Here is a 14,753-nt window from a genome sequence, read left to right as displayed (position 1 = left end):
CCGCGACGCCTCGGGCCGGATCCTTGCCCTCATGCCGTTCTGCGATGAGCCAACTCGTCGAGCAGCTTCTGGAGCGCCGTACTCGTGGGCCGTTGCGTCTCGTCGACAAGCACGAACAGCGCCCCGGCGACGACAGCGGTGTGCGGGGGCGGGTTGCTGTGTGGCGTTCCCTGCGCATCCGCATAGCCGACTGGCGTGCCGAAGTTCTGGATCAAGACGGCCGTCACAATGTCAGCCCAGGCGACGCCATCGACCTTCACGTCGAAACGAAGGCACTCGTCACCCTCGCTGGAGAACAGTCGCTCGATGATCCACTCCGTACCGGGCGCGACAATGGCGCGGACGATCATCTCAGGGTAGCCGCGCAGGGGCCTGACGATGGCCGACGCGCCTGCCTTCCTGAGGCGCTCGCGGTTCAGGTCATCGACGCACTCAGCGATGATGCGGGCTTTGATCCCACGTTCGCGCAAGCGATGGATGATGTCGAACGTGCGGCTGTCGGACAGGCGCTCACCTTCCTGCTCCGCGAGGATGACGAGCACGCGGGCGTCGTCAACGCCGGCGGCTTCGAGGGCGGCAGGATCGTCGAAGCGGCCCTTCAACTGGACGATGAGCGGATCATCCTCAAGATCGGGCGGTAGGCCGTCCGGAAAGGCTTCGGTCAGGATCAAGGAAGGCACGGTGGCAAAGTTGGCGTGGGACCGGTGCAACTGGTCGAGGAGGCGCCGCAGATAGTCGCCGGGCTCATCAGCGGGCGCGTTCACGAAAACGATGTGGTCGCGCATGCCCCACCTCCATTCGCCTCGACGCTTGCGCTCGCGCCGGAGGATCCGAAACTCGAAGAACGCGCCCCCGGCCTGGGTGAGTAGGAAGATGCCGGACAGGTAGATCAGTACGATGGTTGCTGCTCGACCTGCGGGCGTCTTGGCGGAAAGGTCGCCGTAGCCCGTGGTGGTGATGGTGGTGAAGGTCAGCCACACCGCTTCACCCAAGCTGAGGCCCTCGAAGGCCATCATGGCGGCGACGTGCAGGCCGATCAGGCTCAGCAGTCCGACCAGAGCGAAGCGGATGCGGTTCCGCAGGTCGCGCACGACGCTGCGGCGAAAGCGGAGTGGCCTGCTTCGAGCCCGTGCTGGGCGCATCACCGTCGAGACCTTCATCCCTGGAGAAGCTGGACCGCCTGCCGAGCCGTTCGGCATACCGTCCGGGCTCGGACCGTCACCGCAGGGCCGCCCGCTGCCCCTCGGCAGCTGTTCGACGGCTTCGCTGAAGGCCGGCGGATGATAAGCTGGTCTCCGAGCGCGACCGCGCCGGAAAGGCTCATGTCGGCCGGGCGGGACGGACAAGTCAACGTGGATGGGAAGCGTCCGACATGCGGAGCGAAGAGCAGCGCCCTCAATCAAGGACAGCGTTGGCTGTGTCCGTCGCCCTTGCCGTCGCGCTGGCTGGCATCGGTACGATCGGCTGGCGCTGGTATAGCTATGTGACAGCCGGTCCGTCGCCCTACGACGAGGTCGGTATCGAGGTGAACCGGCGCTTGCCCGAGCCAATGCGCGCCTGGGGCTGCATGCGCATCAAGGAACGGTTTCCGCGCGCTGTGCCACCCTATGGGTGCCAGCCCGGACAGGTCTGAGCCGGCTCTCTAGGACCCCGCTCCTCCATACCCGCCAACCCGGTGCGGCCGAGCTTGCTGACGGATCGGTGGCACATGGCCAAGCACGTGAAGCAGCCGTCTGAGGATCGCGGCACTGTCCTGTTCGCCGTCATCGTCGAGGCAAGCAGTCGCGCCTCCAACCGGCGTGAGCCTGTGGAGCGCCGAGCAGGCCGAGGTGCGGACCACGGACGCACGCGCATGGCTGCGGCGCATGCAGGAATGCGTGGTGCGCGCGTTTGGTGCAGTGAACGTCGAGGCGACTGCGTCGAGGACACCGTGGGGGATTGCTTCGTGGCTGCGGCCGTGACGACAATGCTGACGCAGCCTGGCGACCTTCATGACCGCCGGGCGGCAGCCCAGCCCCAGGCGGCGGGGTGTCAGCAGGTCGCGACGGAGGGATCAGACATGACCGTCCAACCTCCCTCCCCTGAACAGCTGTCCGAGGTCCTACGCCTCTGCACCGTGCTGTCCGACCGTGCGCTCGACGCGAAGATCATGGGGCGCGAAATGCCCGCGGATCAGATGACCGCATTGGCGAAGGCCGCACGCCTGCTGCAGGATCATGGCGTGGAGTGGCCGCCTCTCCTGACGCAAGTGTTGCATGAGGCGGCAGACAGGGCCGACCACCAAGCGTCAGAGACCCGGGCTCAGGTCGAGCTGCCAGCAGATGTCGACGCGCAAGGGCTGACCCGTTTCTTCGCCGCTCTCTGGAAAGAGAAGAGCCATAAATGATCCCCGAGACCGGCGGTGGGGTCGGCATCCGGCAGCCGCAAAACCGGTCGAAGGACACCGAACAGACCGCGTCTGAGCCATCATCCGGCCGATGTCTTCGTGCTGCACGCGCTGAACACATCATCCGGTGGCCTCGCTTCTCGTGACGGCGCCGGTCGGTTCCTCTGCAGCAATCCGCCAGGCCCGCAGCATCACGAACTGCTTCACCTGATCGGGGTGTTGATCGAAGTGCATCGGCCTGCAGCGACGATGGGCGGCCCGGCACCAGAGGCGGGCGCAGCCACTGCTGAACCGATTGCAAGCGAAACCCGCCGAGCGAAACCCGCCAAGCGAAAACCGCTTCGAGCGTGCGACGACAGCTTCAATGCAGCTGAAGCGACGTGAGCGCTTCGCGGACTACCCATTCGGCGCACGGCTTGCCGATGAAGAAGGCGCCGCGCGGCAGTAGCGCGGCATCCTCAGCCGATCGTGCAGAGCAGACGATGATCGCTGTCGATGGCCAGCGTGCGACGACCTCGTGCGCCAGCTGACGGCCGTTGATGCGGCCTGGCATGTCGATGTCCGTGTAGAGAAGGGCGGCGCCGTTGAGCGCTTCGAGGAGCAGAAGCGCGTCACTGGCGGTGCTGGCCTGCAGCACGTCGAAGCCGAAATCACCGAGCATGTCGGCGGCTTCCAAACGGATCAAGGGCTCGTCCTCAGCGAGCACTGCAACGGGGCGGGACATGGCGATAAGCCTCTAAGCGGCGGGCTTGCCGCAGGTCATAGGCTGAACCCGGACCGCCAGGAGGATCTGTGTCGGGCCGCACGACCGACCGGGTGCCGCGGCTCGCGACATTGCGTTGGCGCACTGTTGACGTGGGTTCCGGGCAACCTCGCGGCACTCTGCCGGCGATGCCGCATGACCCACGACCGGCCCGAGCATCCGTGGCGGCGCTGGCGCACGCTGTTTCGCCGGAAGGCATCAGGAGACCGTTTCGACGGACGTTACGCGTACGAGATCCTCTCAGCAGGGTCATATGCGTGACGGAACGAAGCGACGCGCACCGCCGTTTCGACGGCCTGGATCGGTTTGGGAGACTGCTATGCGGATGCTGACGCTCTCGGCAGCTTTGGCTGCTCTGGTTCTCGCAGGTGCTGGCGCGGCGGAGGCAAAGGGCTGCCTCAAAGGCGCTGTCGTGGGTGGCTTAGGCGGTAAGATGGTCGGCCACGGCAAAGCCGGCGCCGCCGCTGGCTGTGCCGTTGGCCACCACCGCGCCAATAAGAAAAGCTGATCGTCAGCCAGCACGGCGGCCGGCCACGTCCTGCAAGCCGAGGAGCCGGTCGCACATCAGCGTTGGGCGGCAGAAGCCGCCTGCTGATGAACCGCCCTCGTGCTTGGGTTAGCTGCCCGGCCCATCGCGGAAACGATGAGCACGCCTGATGGAACGCTTCCCCGGTTGATTTCATTAGCCATGCAGCTTGGGATGAAACAACGCTCGCGAGCGGGCTGTTGTGGCGCATAGGGATGCCAATCCCGATCGTTGTTCTTCTTGTTCTGTTCTTGCGCAGCAGGCGCTGGAGTTCGGTGCTGTAGCCAGGACAGTCAACACGGGTCGTTTATGTTGGCGGCAAGGTCGGTCATGTCGTGGGAGTCTCGCCGCGGCGGACCGCGGGCGCCGATAAGGCTCCACGCTGCGCTGTCCTGTTTGGTTTTCGACAGCGAGGGCTTCAGGGCCGCATCGCGTGCCGAGCAACTGGCCGAGGCCGGATGAAAAAGCCGTGAGCCGGCGCTTGCGGTATCCAGTTCCCCACCGCGCCGACCTGGGAACTGACGGTCTTAGTCTTCGCTGTGTGGTTGTCGCGTACGGACCGTGACACCACCTGCCGTCCCTGGGAGGTAGTCCATGGCCGCGTCAACGAGGTTCCTGTCCGCTGTCGCCGTCGCCTTCGTAGCCGGTGTGGCGAGCACGAGCGCGTACATGTCCCGCGGCGAGGCTCACAGGGACACTCCGGGAGCACCTCACGAAGCCGCGCCCTCTCTCTCCGAACGCCTGCGGGCTGAAGCCCACGGGCAGTCGCTGCCCTGGTCGGAACCGGTGAGGGCCAAGCCGGCGCCGTCGAAGCTGACATTCACCCCAGAGCCGGCTGACGCGCGAGCCAAGGAGGGCGTGCGCGTGGCCGAACAAGGCCGGGCTCCCGGACCGCAGGCCAACCCGGTTTCCCCGCCTGTCGTCCGATTGCCGGATGACGTGGGTCGGGTCCGCGACCGGCTCGCGCAATCCGACGGGCGGACCCCTTCCCCGGACGGGGATGAGGCTGATCTGGCGCTGGCCATCAAGCGTGCCCATTCATCCGAGGAGCGTGTCGCCGAAGTGCCCCGGCGTGCTCGCGCCTCGGACGCGGGTGGCAGGCGCCCGGTTGCCAGTGCCGCTGAGGGGACGAGGATGGTCCGGCCGCCCGAACAGGGTGACGAGCGCCCACGCGTAAGTATCGCGGACGCATCCAGGCGCATTCGGCCCTCGGAAGAGGAAGACCGTCTCCGCACCAAGACGACGCAGGCGCCCCTGCGCGTTCGCCCGCTGGGGGCGGATGACGGGCGCGCGCGCCTCCGGGTCGCGGAAGCCCCGCGGCGCCTCCGGGCCTCAGAGCCTGAGGATGATGGGTATTCGCGCGTCCGTAATGCCGAGGCGCAACGCCCTGCGCCCCGATCTCGGCCGGTGCCGTCGCGGAACCTGCCATCCCTCGCCGCGGCCGACGATATCCGGAGCGCGGTCAGGCGGGCGGAGTCGCGCCGCGATCGCGGGACCGTCGCGCCCCCGTATCACACGGCCAGCCTTGAGGGCCGCGACGACACCCCGCGCGTTCGCGAGGTCCCCGTTGTCAGGCAAGACAACGAGCCGGACGACGAACCGCGCGTGAGGGTCCACCGGGGCGTCCCCGCCTCGGATGGCCTGATGCGCTGGCTCTCCGGGCCGGGCGGCCGATTTTGAGCCCTCCCCGCACCCGAACTGGAGCTCCGCGCATGCCGGTGCCAGCCCTGCCGCTGCTCTGCGCCGGCCTCGTCCTGTGCTCGTTTCCGGCCCTGGCGCAATCAGGGCCGGAGATGCAACGACGCACGGCCTTCATCGCCGAGCGCTACCTCGCGATCTGGTCCTCGAATGACGGTGGCGCGGTCGCGGGCGTTCCGTACATGTACGGACCCACGGTGCAGTTCTACGGGCGTCCTTATACGCAGGGGCAGCTCATCGATGAAAAGCGAGCCGCCATCAGGCAATGGCCCCAGCGCCGCTACGCCATCCGGCCCGGGACCCTGCGCGTGACCTGCAACGTGCCGCAGGCCAAATGTGCCGCGCGGGCAGTCATCGACTTTGAAGTGGCCAACCCGGCCCGGGGTGCGCGCAAGGCGGGCTCCGCACGGTTCGACCTCGGCGTCAGCTACGCGGGCCGGCAGCCGCGCATCCTGTACGAAGGCGGGAGCCTGGGTCGCCGCCGCGCGGCGACGTGAACAGGCCCGGTGCAACGAACGGCACCGACCTTGGACACATGATCCGTCAGCAATAGCCGAAAATGTCAATTCTACTGTCCTCCGGCTATCTCCGGGAGGATCAAGACACCAATGGCTTCACGTTGCTGCAGAAGCCATATCGCACGCGCGGTGGGATCGAAATATTGCGGAGTTTGCTCAGCGACCCTCGCGAAGAGACGACACTTGAATGACCGCTTGGCAGCGATCGGGTGGGGATGGAGCGCCGCTCAGATCGCGATGTCCGCTTCGGAGAAGAGCTGCCGGAAAAGCGGGCAGCCCACGATCGATCCAGTACGGCCATGCGGATCGCCGTCGGTGTTTCCCGAAAGCCGTCATTCGTCGATCGTATGGCCTCGTCGGCCCGGGGGGCGACCGGACCCTGGTCTTGTGCCCCTCCGCGGTCGTCCCGCTTCCGGTCGAGCTCGGTCGTTACGATCCCTCCCAGCGGCCCTACGAGCAGCCGGAGACCCAGACGAGCGTTGCGTCCGCCGCGAGTGAGCCGCGGATGGCCGGCGGTCCGGCGTTACGGCTGTAACCCTCTTCTTTGCGGCTGACATGCTGCCGTAGCCGACTGGGCGCAGACACCCAAGCAGGAGCGAAAACAGTCGTCGACCGCCGAGCATAGGCTGGCGCGGCGCGTGCGGCTGACCATCGCTTGCTCCGCTACGGGGACCGCATGAAGATCCTGTTTGCCGCCACACCGGCCGCCGGCCACCTGAACCCGCTTCTTGCGATCGTGCGCATGGTCCTGGCTCGCGGCGACGAGGCCCTGGTCGCGACGGGCGCGTACCTTCGGCCGTCCGTCGAAGCATCGGGTGCGCGCTTCGTGCCGCTCGCCGCCGGCGCGGACATCGATTTCACGCGGGTCGAGGAGGTGTTGCCCGAGCGCGCCAGCCTGCCCCCGGGGCCGGAGCAGCTCCGCTACAATTTCGAGCGGATCTTCCTCGATCCAATGCCGCCACAGGCCGAGACGCTGCGCCGGATCATCGCGGCGGATCGCCCCGATATCGTCGTCGTCGATGATCTGTTCTTCGGCGCCACGGCCTTGTTCCTGGATCGCGAGACACCCCGACCGCCGATCGTCGCCTGCAGCATCACGATCATGGTGGCGGACAGGCCGGACGGCGCCCCGTCGATGATTGGGTTGCCGCCGGCACGCGACGAGGCCACGCGGAAGACCTACGCGGCCATGGCGGTCGGAGCCGACGACGTTTTCGGTACGCCGATCCGCGCCTATGCGGACGCGAAGCTCGCCGCCATGGGCCTGCCGCCGTTGCCGTGCTCGGTGCTGCACTCGCGCCATCTCATGGCCGACGCTTTCCTGCAGACGACCGTACCGGCCTTCGAATACGACTTCGGACCGCTGCCTGACCACGTTCGTTTCGTGGGCGCGTTACCGCCCCCGCCGCAGCGGGAGTCCACGTTGCCAGAGTGGTGGGACGAGCTCGACGGGTCCAGGAAGGTGGTGCTCGTGACCCAGGGCACGGTCGCAAACGCCGATTTCGGCGAACTTGTCGAGCCGACCCTCGCCGCGCTTGGCGAGCGCGACGACCTGCTGGTACTCGTGACCACCGGTCGCCGGCCGATCAGGAACGTGCATGGCCCGATCCCGACGAACGCTCGGCTTGCCGAATTCCTCGATTTTGCGGCGCTCCTGCCGAAGGTCGACGTATTGGTCACCAACGGCGGCTACGGGACCGTACAGCTTGCCCTTCGCGCCGGCGTACCCATTGTGGCGGCGGGGCGCACCGAGGACAAGGCTGAGGTCGGCGCACGGGTGGCGTGGTCAGGGGTCGGCATCGAGATCCCCTCGCAACGGCCTGCGGCCGAAGATCTGCGCGCGGCGGTCGACCGAGTCCTGTCCGAGCCGTCCTACCGCAAGCGGGCGGCGGCGATCGCCGCGGACATGGCGGCGATCGACACGCCAGCCACGATCCTCGGCGTTCTGGACGGTCTCGTCACCCAGGCTCGCGGGACGGACCTCTCCGCAGATCAATGATCTCGCATGGCCTGCTCCCGCGGTTCTGCGGGAAGCGAACATGCCGACTTCTGCTGCGACAAGAGGTTGTCCCTCGTGAAGAATACAGATCGTTTCGCGGAGCTGATCGAGCGCGATGCATGGCTCGACCTGTTTGCCTCCGCCCCCGATCATGTGCGCGACAGCCTCGGTCTGGCCAGCACGACCATCGCCGACATGGGGTTGCTGGGCTGTCGGGCTATCCCGATTACGGAGCTGAATCGGGCGATGGCCGTCGGTGCGCAGATCGCACCATCAGCCGACGACCTCGATGCTGTAGCCTCTTGGCTGGACGAGCATGCGGTCTCCTGGGCGCTGCAAATCGCACCCGGTGCTCAGACGCCTGTCCTCGATGAGTATCTTGCGCGTGCCGCTATGTCGAAAGCGGGATCAGGCTGGGCGAAATTCGTCGCGACGGATGATCTTAGCCCGCGCGCTCCGAGCGATGGGCCGGCAAACATCGAGGTTTTGAGTGGCGTAGGGGCTGAGGCGTTCGGGCGGGCCGTTGTGGAAGGATTTGGCCTGCCAGCGGTGTGCGAGGCCTGGTTTGCTGCCCTTGTTGACCGTCCGTCATGGCGATGCTTCGGCGCCCTGGTGGACGGTGAGGTCGCCGGCGTCGGCAGTATGTTCGTCCGAGACGGGGCCGCTTGGTTCGGGATCGAGGCGACCCGGCCAGCCTTTCGGGGTCGCGGTATACAGCGTAGCATCGTCGCCGCACAGATGAGCGCGGCTTCGTCAGCAGGCGCTACCATCCTCACCTGCGAGACGGCGCAGCCCGCTGATCCCGCGGACGAAGGGTATTCCTCATATCGCAACCAGGAACGGGCTGGCTTACTCCATCGGTACGTACGCCCAAACTTCAAACGGCCAGCCTGACCGTGGATCCGCGTCGAACCATGATCCTCACACGATTGCTGCCAATCATCTGACAGGATGAGAATATCATAATTTCAAGCGTAACCGAGCCGCTGATCTCTTGAAACAGAGCCGAAATCTGACTGAGTTAATAATTATATCGGTAGGTCGGGAGACTTGGCGCGCAATATTGATGCTTCGTACCAGCCAAGTCGAAACCGGCCGGCAAGATCCACCGTCGCATGGTGTTTGCGCATGAAATCCGTTGCTTCCCAGATCTACGCCGCTGGCGTGTTTTCGGCGTCCGTTGTCTGCGCCGGGTCTGTCCTCGCGGAGCCGCTGCCGCTGTCCCACGGCAATTACGTCCAAGCGGATCTGGCATGCGGGGGGGCGCCGTTGGCTGCTTTGCGGACATACGACGGGCAGGGGCTGGGCGGCCCGCACGACGGCAAATGCGTCAGCAAGATCATAGACGCCCATGGCAAGACGTACAAAATAGCGACCTCCTGCGCCGCCGCCGGGGACGGAAGCCCGGTCGTGCCCACGACCACGTCCGAGACGGTGGTCGTGCAATCGCGCGCGAGCTTCAAGATCGTGGATGCGTCAGCTGCCGATCGAGGGGGTGTATCGTTTAAGCTTTGCGCTGGAAGCAAATAAGTCCAGCAGGAGTATCGGCTGCCTTCTAGCCTCCGAGATTTGGCGCACTCGGCGCACCGAATAGCTGGTGTTTCTCCATCGCGTGCGCGCGCGGGCGGTGCCGGGAGGTTCGGGATTCTGATGCGCTCAAACGCATGGTACCATGTATAGCACTGGCCACCACTTCGAGCCTCCGGCGCCGCCGCTCGCACCCGATCGTGTCACCGGGCTCGGCGTCCTCATGCGGCTCCGCCGCAACGCCTTCTCGGCGTTCCCGGCGCGGTGCTTCTCCGCGCCGGCGATCAGGTACCGCCTGGGCATCACCGACCTGATCCTCGCCAACACCCCCGACGCCATGCGTCATGTCCTGGCCGATCATCCGGATCGTTTCCGCCGCGTGCGAGCGACAGGGCGCGTGCTCGGTCCCCTCCTCGGCAGGGGCCTCGCTGCGGCGGAGGGTGAGGCTTGGCGGCGGCAGCGGCGCACGCTTGCGCCCGCGTTCACGCCGCGGACACTGCCCGTCTTGTCGCGGCATATCGCGGCGTGCGCGGAAGCGACGTGCGCGCGGATCGAAGCCTCGAGTGACGGCTCGATCGATCTCTTGTCGGCGATGCAGGACCTGAGCCTGGACATCGCGGCGCGCTCGATGTTCTCGCTTGAGACGGTCCGTTTCGGGCCCGAGCTTAGGCGCCTGCTCGTGTTCTATTCCGCCACGATAGGGCGTCCCCGCGCGAGCGATTTCCTGCTGCCATCGAAGCTGCTGACGCCGACAGATGTGCGGCGTGCCCTGTTTCGGCGGCGCTGGTCGCGGCTCATCGCCTCCGTCATCACTGAACGCCGCGCGACGGCGTCGCCGGATTCACCGCGCGACATGTTCGATATGCTGGCCGACGCCTATAAGGACGAGGACAAGGGCTTGTTGGCCGATGAGGTGTCGACGATGCTCTTCGCCGGCCACGAGACCACGGGACTAACACTGTTTTGGGCGTGCTTTCTCCTCGCCAACGCGCCTGAATGGCAGGACGCCGTGCGCGAGGAGGCTCGCGCATGCGACGTGTCGCCGAGTTCGGCCGGAGAGGCGCTCGCGCGCTTGCCGCTGACTCGGGCGGTGGTCGAGGAAACCTTGCGACTCTATCCTCCGGCCTACATGTCCGCCCGCGCAGTCATGGATCCGCACGACCTATGCGGGTTGCCGGTCCAAAGTGGCAGCCTTGTCCTCCTTCCATTCTGCATGCTGCATAGAAATCCCGCGTTCTGGGCCTCTCCATCGCGTTTCGATCCATCGCGCTTCCTCGACGCCGCGAGGCCTGACCGGTTTACGTTCCTGCCATTTGGCGCCGGACCACGTGTCTGCATCGGCGCTCAACTTGCCATCGCCGAGAGCATGCTTGTCCTCGCCCGGCTTCTGCGCGGCAACGCGATCGCGATGGAACACGCCGATCCTGTCCAGCCGATCGGGTCGTTCTCGACGCGGCCGAGCCATGTGCCGGTGTTCAAGCTGCGCCGCTGCATGCCTCAGGCGCCGGTGAAAAGCCGGCGCGCTTGTTCTATGACCGAGCTGGGCGCAACGGCGAAGGCCCGCTCCCGGTCAGACGGCAACGCCCATGTCTGACGACGAGCGGTGCCATACGGGCTGTCACAACAGCGGCTACCAAGGCGCCCGTCGGGTCCGCCGCATGTTGCTGGAACTGTGCTGTGACGCTCACGTTTGGTTCGCCAACCGGCCACGTCAGGCTTGGTGAGGCATGCCGAATCGATGAGACTGATCGACCTCAATAGCGCGACGGCAGAGGAGCTGGACGCAATCCCAGCCTTGAAGGGCCACGGTTTTGAGATCGTGCGCTACCGGCAGGAGCGCGGTCGTTTCACCAGCCTGCGTCAACTCAACGAGGTGCCAGGCTTGGCTGGCAAAACGGACGGCCTCGACGAAGCCCTGACCGTCGCGAACGACTAAAGACTCCGAAGCGCGGACCGTGCCGCGCAACAAGCGGGTTTCAGCGTTGCGATCCCAAAGGCCGACGTACTCTGGCGAGAACCTGAGCTTCCGCTTTCGGGTATGCCGGGTATCGAAGCAGACGCAGGATCGTGCGATCGAGCGCGGTGGGTGGGATGCGTGGCACACCACAGGATCGCGTCCGCTGCCGCCTCGGACGGGTAGCGCATACCACGACGGACCGGCTGGATCCGCGAGACGGCCGGCGGCCGGCGGTCGTGCCCGATCAGGGATGCGCCTTCCAAGGCGATCCGCAACGCTACCGGGCGGTGACGGCGGCCCGGATGGTCTCGTAATCAGCCCGCTTCAGAACACGTCTCGTGACCAGATCCTCGACCGACGCATAGGGCCGAAACTCGATAACGCGTTTCCCGATCATGCCCGCTCCGAGCGCATTCAGTTGCTCGATCGAGGCTGAGTTCAGGTCGACACGCCCACCCGTCGCCGATGGCTCACCGGCGCTGTTCGCCACAGCGTCCGTCCCTGAGCCTGAGCTGGGTGCGACGTCGGCGAGCCTGGTCGGCGACCCGGCATCCGTCGGCGAACGGAGATTCCCTGGCTGCGTGGAGGCAGGGGTCGGGATCGCAGCCGAGGGGGCCGGATCCACTCCTCCTCTGTCTTGCTGAGACGGGGTGCTGCTGAGGGCCGATCCGGTCGACGGCCCAGTTGCTATGGTCCGGACCGGCTGGCCACTGGAACCCGTCGGCCGCTGCTGCGACAGCGGCACGGGGACCGACGCCTGTTTACCCTGGCTCATCTGGGGGCGAGGGCCATGCGAGATCCAAAGCGTCGCCGCCACGACCGAAACTGCTGCGAGACCGGCGCTTATGAAGAGCGTGGATCGGATCATCTCGCCTCCTTCCTAGACTGACGGTATCGATGCCGCCTTGGCATGGCCTCTTCGAGGCAGTCTCGTCCAGTCGACCCGCGTCGACGCCTCGCCTCTCGCAAACGTCCACGTTTATGTCCGTCTCTTGGAAAGGCGGGGCCTGAATGGACTCACCCCAGGATGAGATGAGGCACGAAGCGGGCCCGGTCGGTGGTGATGCGGCGCGTCTCCTCGCGCATGCAGAGCCCTGCGGGTTCCGCGCCGACGATCCAGCTTCCGACAAGGGCATGGCGCCCCGCGAAGGCGGGCAATTCCGCGAGCGCCTGGCGCACATGACCCTCTTTCCCGTAAGGCCCGTCGTCGCGCTCGAGAACCGCGCCATCGCGGACGAGGAGCACATTCGCGCCCTCGCGCGCGTACAGCGGCTTTTTCGCGAAGGAGGTCCCGAGGACGGCCTTGGCGGGATCGTTCTCGAAGTAGGTCGGCAGCAGGTTCGGATGACCCGGCGCCATGGCCCAGAGATGCGCCAGCATCCCCTTGTTGGACAGGACCGCCTTCCACGACGGCTCGATGAAGCGGGTCGGTGACGGACCGATGGCGGCGCCGAAGGCATCGGCGAACATCCATTCCCACGGGTAAAGCTTGAACACGGCGTCGAGGGGGCGGCCGTCGGCGTCGAGGAAGCGGCCGTCGTCGCCCAGGCCGATCGCCTCCATCGGCACGAAGGGCGCGCGCAGACCGGCCTGGGCAGCGCAATCCTGGAGGTAGGCGACCGTGCCGCGATCCTCCGGCGCGTCGGGGAAGCACGCGAAGGCGACCGTGTCGGGCAGGCCCATCTCCCCGAGGCGCGCGATCAGCCGCTCATGCAGCGCGTTGAACTGGTCGGCGCCCGCCGGCAGGAAGCCGCGCGCGAGGCCGTCCTCAAGCCAGAGCCACTGGAACACCGCGCTCTCGTAGAGGGCGGTCGGCGTATCGGCGTTGTATTCGAGGAGCTTGGCCGGCCCGGTGCCGGTCCCGCCGTAGCAGAGGTCCAGCCGGCCGTAGAGCGTGGGATCGCGCCGTCCGAAGCTGTCGGCGATCGCGTCCCAGGCATGCTCGGGGATGGCCAGGGATGTCAGGATGGAAGCGTCCCGGACGGCACGCTCGGCGAAGGCGAGGCAGAGCGCGTGGAGTTCCCGGGTCGGCGCCTCGATGTCGTCCTCGATCTCGGCGAGGCTGAAGGCGTAGTAGGCGCTCTCGTCCCAGTACGGCGCGTCCGCGAAGGTGTGGAAGGTGAAGCCCGCCGCGGCCGCGCGCGCGCGCCAGTCGGGCCGCTCGGGGACGGTCACGCGGCGCATCAGCCGCCCCTGGATCCGCCCGCGTGACCGCCGAAGGCCGAGACGGCGCGTCCCGTCCCGCCGAAGCCGCCGCGGGCGACCGTGCGCGGCGTGCTCGTCGTGGTGCGCGCCACCGCGGCGGAAACGCGGGCGACGGAGCCGCCGCCCGACGTGAGCACGCGCCCGCCGGCACCGGTGCAGTAGCCGCTCGCGAAACCGCCGGCCCCGCTGGACGCCGGGCGCTCCTCTTCCGGTGCGTGCCGATAGAGCGGCTGGGCGGGGAGGCCCTGCGCCGCAGTGCGGCCGATCATGTAGCCGGCCATCAGCGGGACGAAGCTTAACGTGTCGCCGGCCGTATCGCCCGCTCTCAGGGTGCAGCCGCCCGGGCCGTGGTGGCGCTCGCAATCCGCATCCGTCAGGTAGCGCGGCGCGCCAGCGGCGTAGCTGTCGAGCGCCGCGCGATACTCGGTGACGCACTCGTCGGCCGGCCGCACGCCGCCCGCGATGCAGGCGCCGTCGTTGCCGTAGACCAGGGCGTCCTCCTCGCGCTGCGAGGGATCGCGCCGTGCGAGGAGGAGCGCCGCGGCGCCGGCGCCGGCGAGCAGCACGAGGGAGATGGTGGCCGAGCGCTTGGAGCGGCGCTCCGTGCCGGTCTCACCCACGGGGTCGATCGGCGGCATCGCGGCGCCTCTCAGTAGGTCATCGCGGCGGCGTTCACGATCCCGACCGCGAACGACACCGCACCGAGCAGCACGGCCGGGGCCATGCGCCCGTCGGCGATGCGCCGCGAGAGGTCCGGGATCGCGAGGCGCACCAGCCAGTAGACGAGGATCTGGACGATGAGGGCGATCAGTCCCCAGATCACGCAGTCGAGGAGCGACTGCGCGTTGAAGATCGCGGCCGCGAGCGGCATCGCGAAGCCGGCGAGGCTGAACCCCAGCGCCACCGCGGCCGCCGTCACGTCCTGCCGGATGAGCACGAGCTCGTTATGCGCCGTCGCGAAGGTGTAGGTGGCGAGATAGAGGCCGATCAGGCCGAGCGCCGTCACGAGATAGAGCAGAAAGTCGGGCAGTCCCGAGATTGAATTCACCGCGTCGGGTCCCGCACGGGCCCGCCCGCGCAGCCTGGCATCGCGATCAGTTCAGCCATGAGATCCGATTGATCCGCATTTCCAGGGCTCTAGATCGCCGCGAAGACCGAAGCAGGGTTGTATCGG

Annotated in this window: 16 protein-coding genes; 10 read left to right on the top strand and 6 right to left on the bottom strand. The window is 67.1% G+C overall.

All coding sequences use genetic code 11. The features are described from left to right. Nucleotides 1–29: 29 nt before the first annotated feature. Nucleotides 30–1,091 (bottom strand): ion channel, encoded by a 1,062-nt coding sequence (locus AC3WSN_RS06710; protein WP_492536829.1) that lies wholly within the window; start codon nucleotides 1,089–1,091, stop codon nucleotides 30–32. 326 nt (nucleotides 1,092–1,417) lie between these two features. On the opposite strand from AC3WSN_RS06710, the gene AC3WSN_RS06705 reads away from it, so the two are divergent. The 3 genes from AC3WSN_RS06705 to AC3WSN_RS06695 all read left to right on the top strand — a co-directional run bounded on the left by AC3WSN_RS06705 (nucleotide 1,418) and on the right by AC3WSN_RS06695 (nucleotide 2,770). After that, the gene (locus tag AC3WSN_RS06705; protein WP_373622450.1) at nucleotides 1,418–1,633 is read left to right on the top strand and encodes a hypothetical protein; all 216 of its coding nucleotides are present in this window, start codon (nucleotides 1,418–1,420) and stop codon (nucleotides 1,631–1,633) included. A gap of 75 nt (nucleotides 1,634–1,708) precedes the next feature. After that, complete coding sequence (locus tag AC3WSN_RS06700; protein ID WP_492536828.1) at nucleotides 1,709–2,386, top strand: hypothetical protein; 678 nt, start codon at nucleotides 1,709–1,711, stop codon at nucleotides 2,384–2,386. 99 nt (nucleotides 2,387–2,485) lie between these two features. Then, the gene (locus tag AC3WSN_RS06695) at nucleotides 2,486–2,770 is read left to right on the top strand and encodes a hypothetical protein (protein WP_492536827.1); all 285 of its coding nucleotides are present in this window, start codon (nucleotides 2,486–2,488) and stop codon (nucleotides 2,768–2,770) included. On the opposite strand, the gene AC3WSN_RS06690 is transcribed toward AC3WSN_RS06695, so the two are convergent. Continuing rightward, a complete protein-coding gene (locus AC3WSN_RS06690) occupies nucleotides 2,748–3,110 on the bottom strand; it encodes a response regulator (RefSeq protein WP_210331870.1) in 363 nt (120 codons plus the stop codon). The genes AC3WSN_RS06695 and AC3WSN_RS06690 overlap by 23 nt on opposite strands. A 358-nt stretch (nucleotides 3,111–3,468) precedes the next feature. On the opposite strand from AC3WSN_RS06690, the gene AC3WSN_RS06685 reads away from it, so the two are divergent. From AC3WSN_RS06685 to AC3WSN_RS06655, 7 genes are all read left to right on the top strand, one after another. Next, a complete protein-coding gene (locus AC3WSN_RS06685) occupies nucleotides 3,469–3,657 on the top strand; it encodes a hypothetical protein (RefSeq protein WP_238199686.1) in 189 nt (62 codons plus the stop codon). A 1,730-nt stretch (nucleotides 3,658–5,387) separates the two neighbouring features. Continuing rightward, nucleotides 5,388–5,870 carry a hypothetical protein gene (locus AC3WSN_RS06680; RefSeq protein ID WP_492536826.1) on the top strand — a complete coding sequence of 161 codons (483 nt, stop codon included), beginning with the start codon at nucleotides 5,388–5,390 and terminating at the stop codon, nucleotides 5,868–5,870. Between the two features lie 697 nt (nucleotides 5,871–6,567). Next, nucleotides 6,568–7,890: a glycosyltransferase gene (locus AC3WSN_RS06675; RefSeq protein WP_492536825.1), complete on the top strand. Its 1,323-nt coding sequence runs from the start codon at nucleotides 6,568–6,570 to the stop codon at nucleotides 7,888–7,890. Between the two features lie 75 nt (nucleotides 7,891–7,965). Continuing rightward, on the top strand, nucleotides 7,966–8,784 hold the full coding sequence (locus AC3WSN_RS06670) for a GNAT family N-acetyltransferase (RefSeq protein ID WP_492536824.1): 819 nt from the start codon (nucleotides 7,966–7,968) through the stop codon (nucleotides 8,782–8,784). Nucleotides 8,785–9,018: 234 nt separating this feature from the next. After that, the gene (locus AC3WSN_RS06665; RefSeq protein ID WP_492536823.1) at nucleotides 9,019–9,420 is read left to right on the top strand and encodes a hypothetical protein; all 402 of its coding nucleotides are present in this window, start codon (nucleotides 9,019–9,021) and stop codon (nucleotides 9,418–9,420) included. A gap of 142 nt (nucleotides 9,421–9,562) precedes the next feature. Then, complete coding sequence (locus tag AC3WSN_RS06660) at nucleotides 9,563–11,011, top strand: cytochrome P450 (RefSeq protein ID WP_492536822.1); 1,449 nt, start codon at nucleotides 9,563–9,565, stop codon at nucleotides 11,009–11,011. 144 nt (nucleotides 11,012–11,155) lie between these two features. Then, nucleotides 11,156–11,353 carry a ComEA family DNA-binding protein gene (locus tag AC3WSN_RS06655; protein WP_373622448.1) on the top strand — a complete coding sequence of 66 codons (198 nt, stop codon included), beginning with the start codon at nucleotides 11,156–11,158 and terminating at the stop codon, nucleotides 11,351–11,353. Between the two features lie 298 nt (nucleotides 11,354–11,651). Here AC3WSN_RS06655 and AC3WSN_RS06650 read toward each other — a convergent pair whose 3' ends face one another. The 4 genes from AC3WSN_RS06650 to AC3WSN_RS06635 form a co-directional block, all read right to left on the bottom strand. Continuing rightward, nucleotides 11,652–11,864: a ComEA family DNA-binding protein gene (locus AC3WSN_RS06650; RefSeq protein WP_492536821.1), complete on the bottom strand. Its 213-nt coding sequence runs from the start codon at nucleotides 11,862–11,864 to the stop codon at nucleotides 11,652–11,654. Between the two features lie 527 nt (nucleotides 11,865–12,391). Next, the gene (locus AC3WSN_RS06645) at nucleotides 12,392–13,558 is read right to left on the bottom strand and encodes a glutathionylspermidine synthase family protein (RefSeq protein WP_492536820.1); all 1,167 of its coding nucleotides are present in this window, start codon (nucleotides 13,556–13,558) and stop codon (nucleotides 12,392–12,394) included. Then, entirely contained in the window at nucleotides 13,558–14,217 is a 660-nt protein-coding gene (locus tag AC3WSN_RS06640; protein WP_492536819.1) for a DUF1190 domain-containing protein, read from the bottom strand. The genes AC3WSN_RS06645 and AC3WSN_RS06640 overlap by 1 nt, the downstream gene beginning before the upstream one ends. Nucleotides 14,218–14,228: 11 nt before the next feature. Beyond that, entirely contained in the window at nucleotides 14,229–14,627 is a 399-nt protein-coding gene (locus tag AC3WSN_RS06635; protein WP_492536818.1) for a DUF350 domain-containing protein, read from the bottom strand. Between the last annotated feature and the right edge of the window lie 126 nt (nucleotides 14,628–14,753).

The organism is Methylobacterium sp. FW102-HT35C08 (assembly GCF_058790235.1).
This window is presented reverse-complemented; position numbering and strand designations above follow the sequence as displayed.

What these genes read in the sequence shown, in the direction of transcription:
- AC3WSN_RS06700 (WP_492536828.1), top strand. Translation starts at nt 1,709, where the DNA reads ATGGCCAAGCACGTGAAGCAGCCGTCTGAGGATCGCGGCACTGTCCTG.
- AC3WSN_RS06690 (WP_210331870.1), bottom strand. Translation starts at nt 3,110, where the DNA reads ATGTCCCGCCCCGTTGCAGTGCTCGCTGAGGACGAGCCCTTGATCCGT.
- AC3WSN_RS06685 (WP_238199686.1), top strand. Translation starts at nt 3,469, where the DNA reads ATGCGGATGCTGACGCTCTCGGCAGCTTTGGCTGCTCTGGTTCTCGCA.
- AC3WSN_RS06680 (WP_492536826.1), top strand. Translation starts at nt 5,388, where the DNA reads ATGCCGGTGCCAGCCCTGCCGCTGCTCTGCGCCGGCCTCGTCCTGTGC.
- AC3WSN_RS06675 (WP_492536825.1), top strand. Translation starts at nt 6,568, where the DNA reads ATGAAGATCCTGTTTGCCGCCACACCGGCCGCCGGCCACCTGAACCCG.
- AC3WSN_RS06665 (WP_492536823.1), top strand. Translation starts at nt 9,019, where the DNA reads ATGAAATCCGTTGCTTCCCAGATCTACGCCGCTGGCGTGTTTTCGGCG.
- AC3WSN_RS06660 (WP_492536822.1), top strand. Translation starts at nt 9,563, where the DNA reads ATGTATAGCACTGGCCACCACTTCGAGCCTCCGGCGCCGCCGCTCGCA.
- AC3WSN_RS06655 (WP_373622448.1), top strand. Translation starts at nt 11,156, where the DNA reads ATGAGACTGATCGACCTCAATAGCGCGACGGCAGAGGAGCTGGACGCA.
- AC3WSN_RS06645 (WP_492536820.1), bottom strand. Translation starts at nt 13,558, where the DNA reads ATGCGCCGCGTGACCGTCCCCGAGCGGCCCGACTGGCGCGCGCGCGCG.
- AC3WSN_RS06640 (WP_492536819.1), bottom strand. Translation starts at nt 14,217, where the DNA reads ATGCCGCCGATCGACCCCGTGGGTGAGACCGGCACGGAGCGCCGCTCC.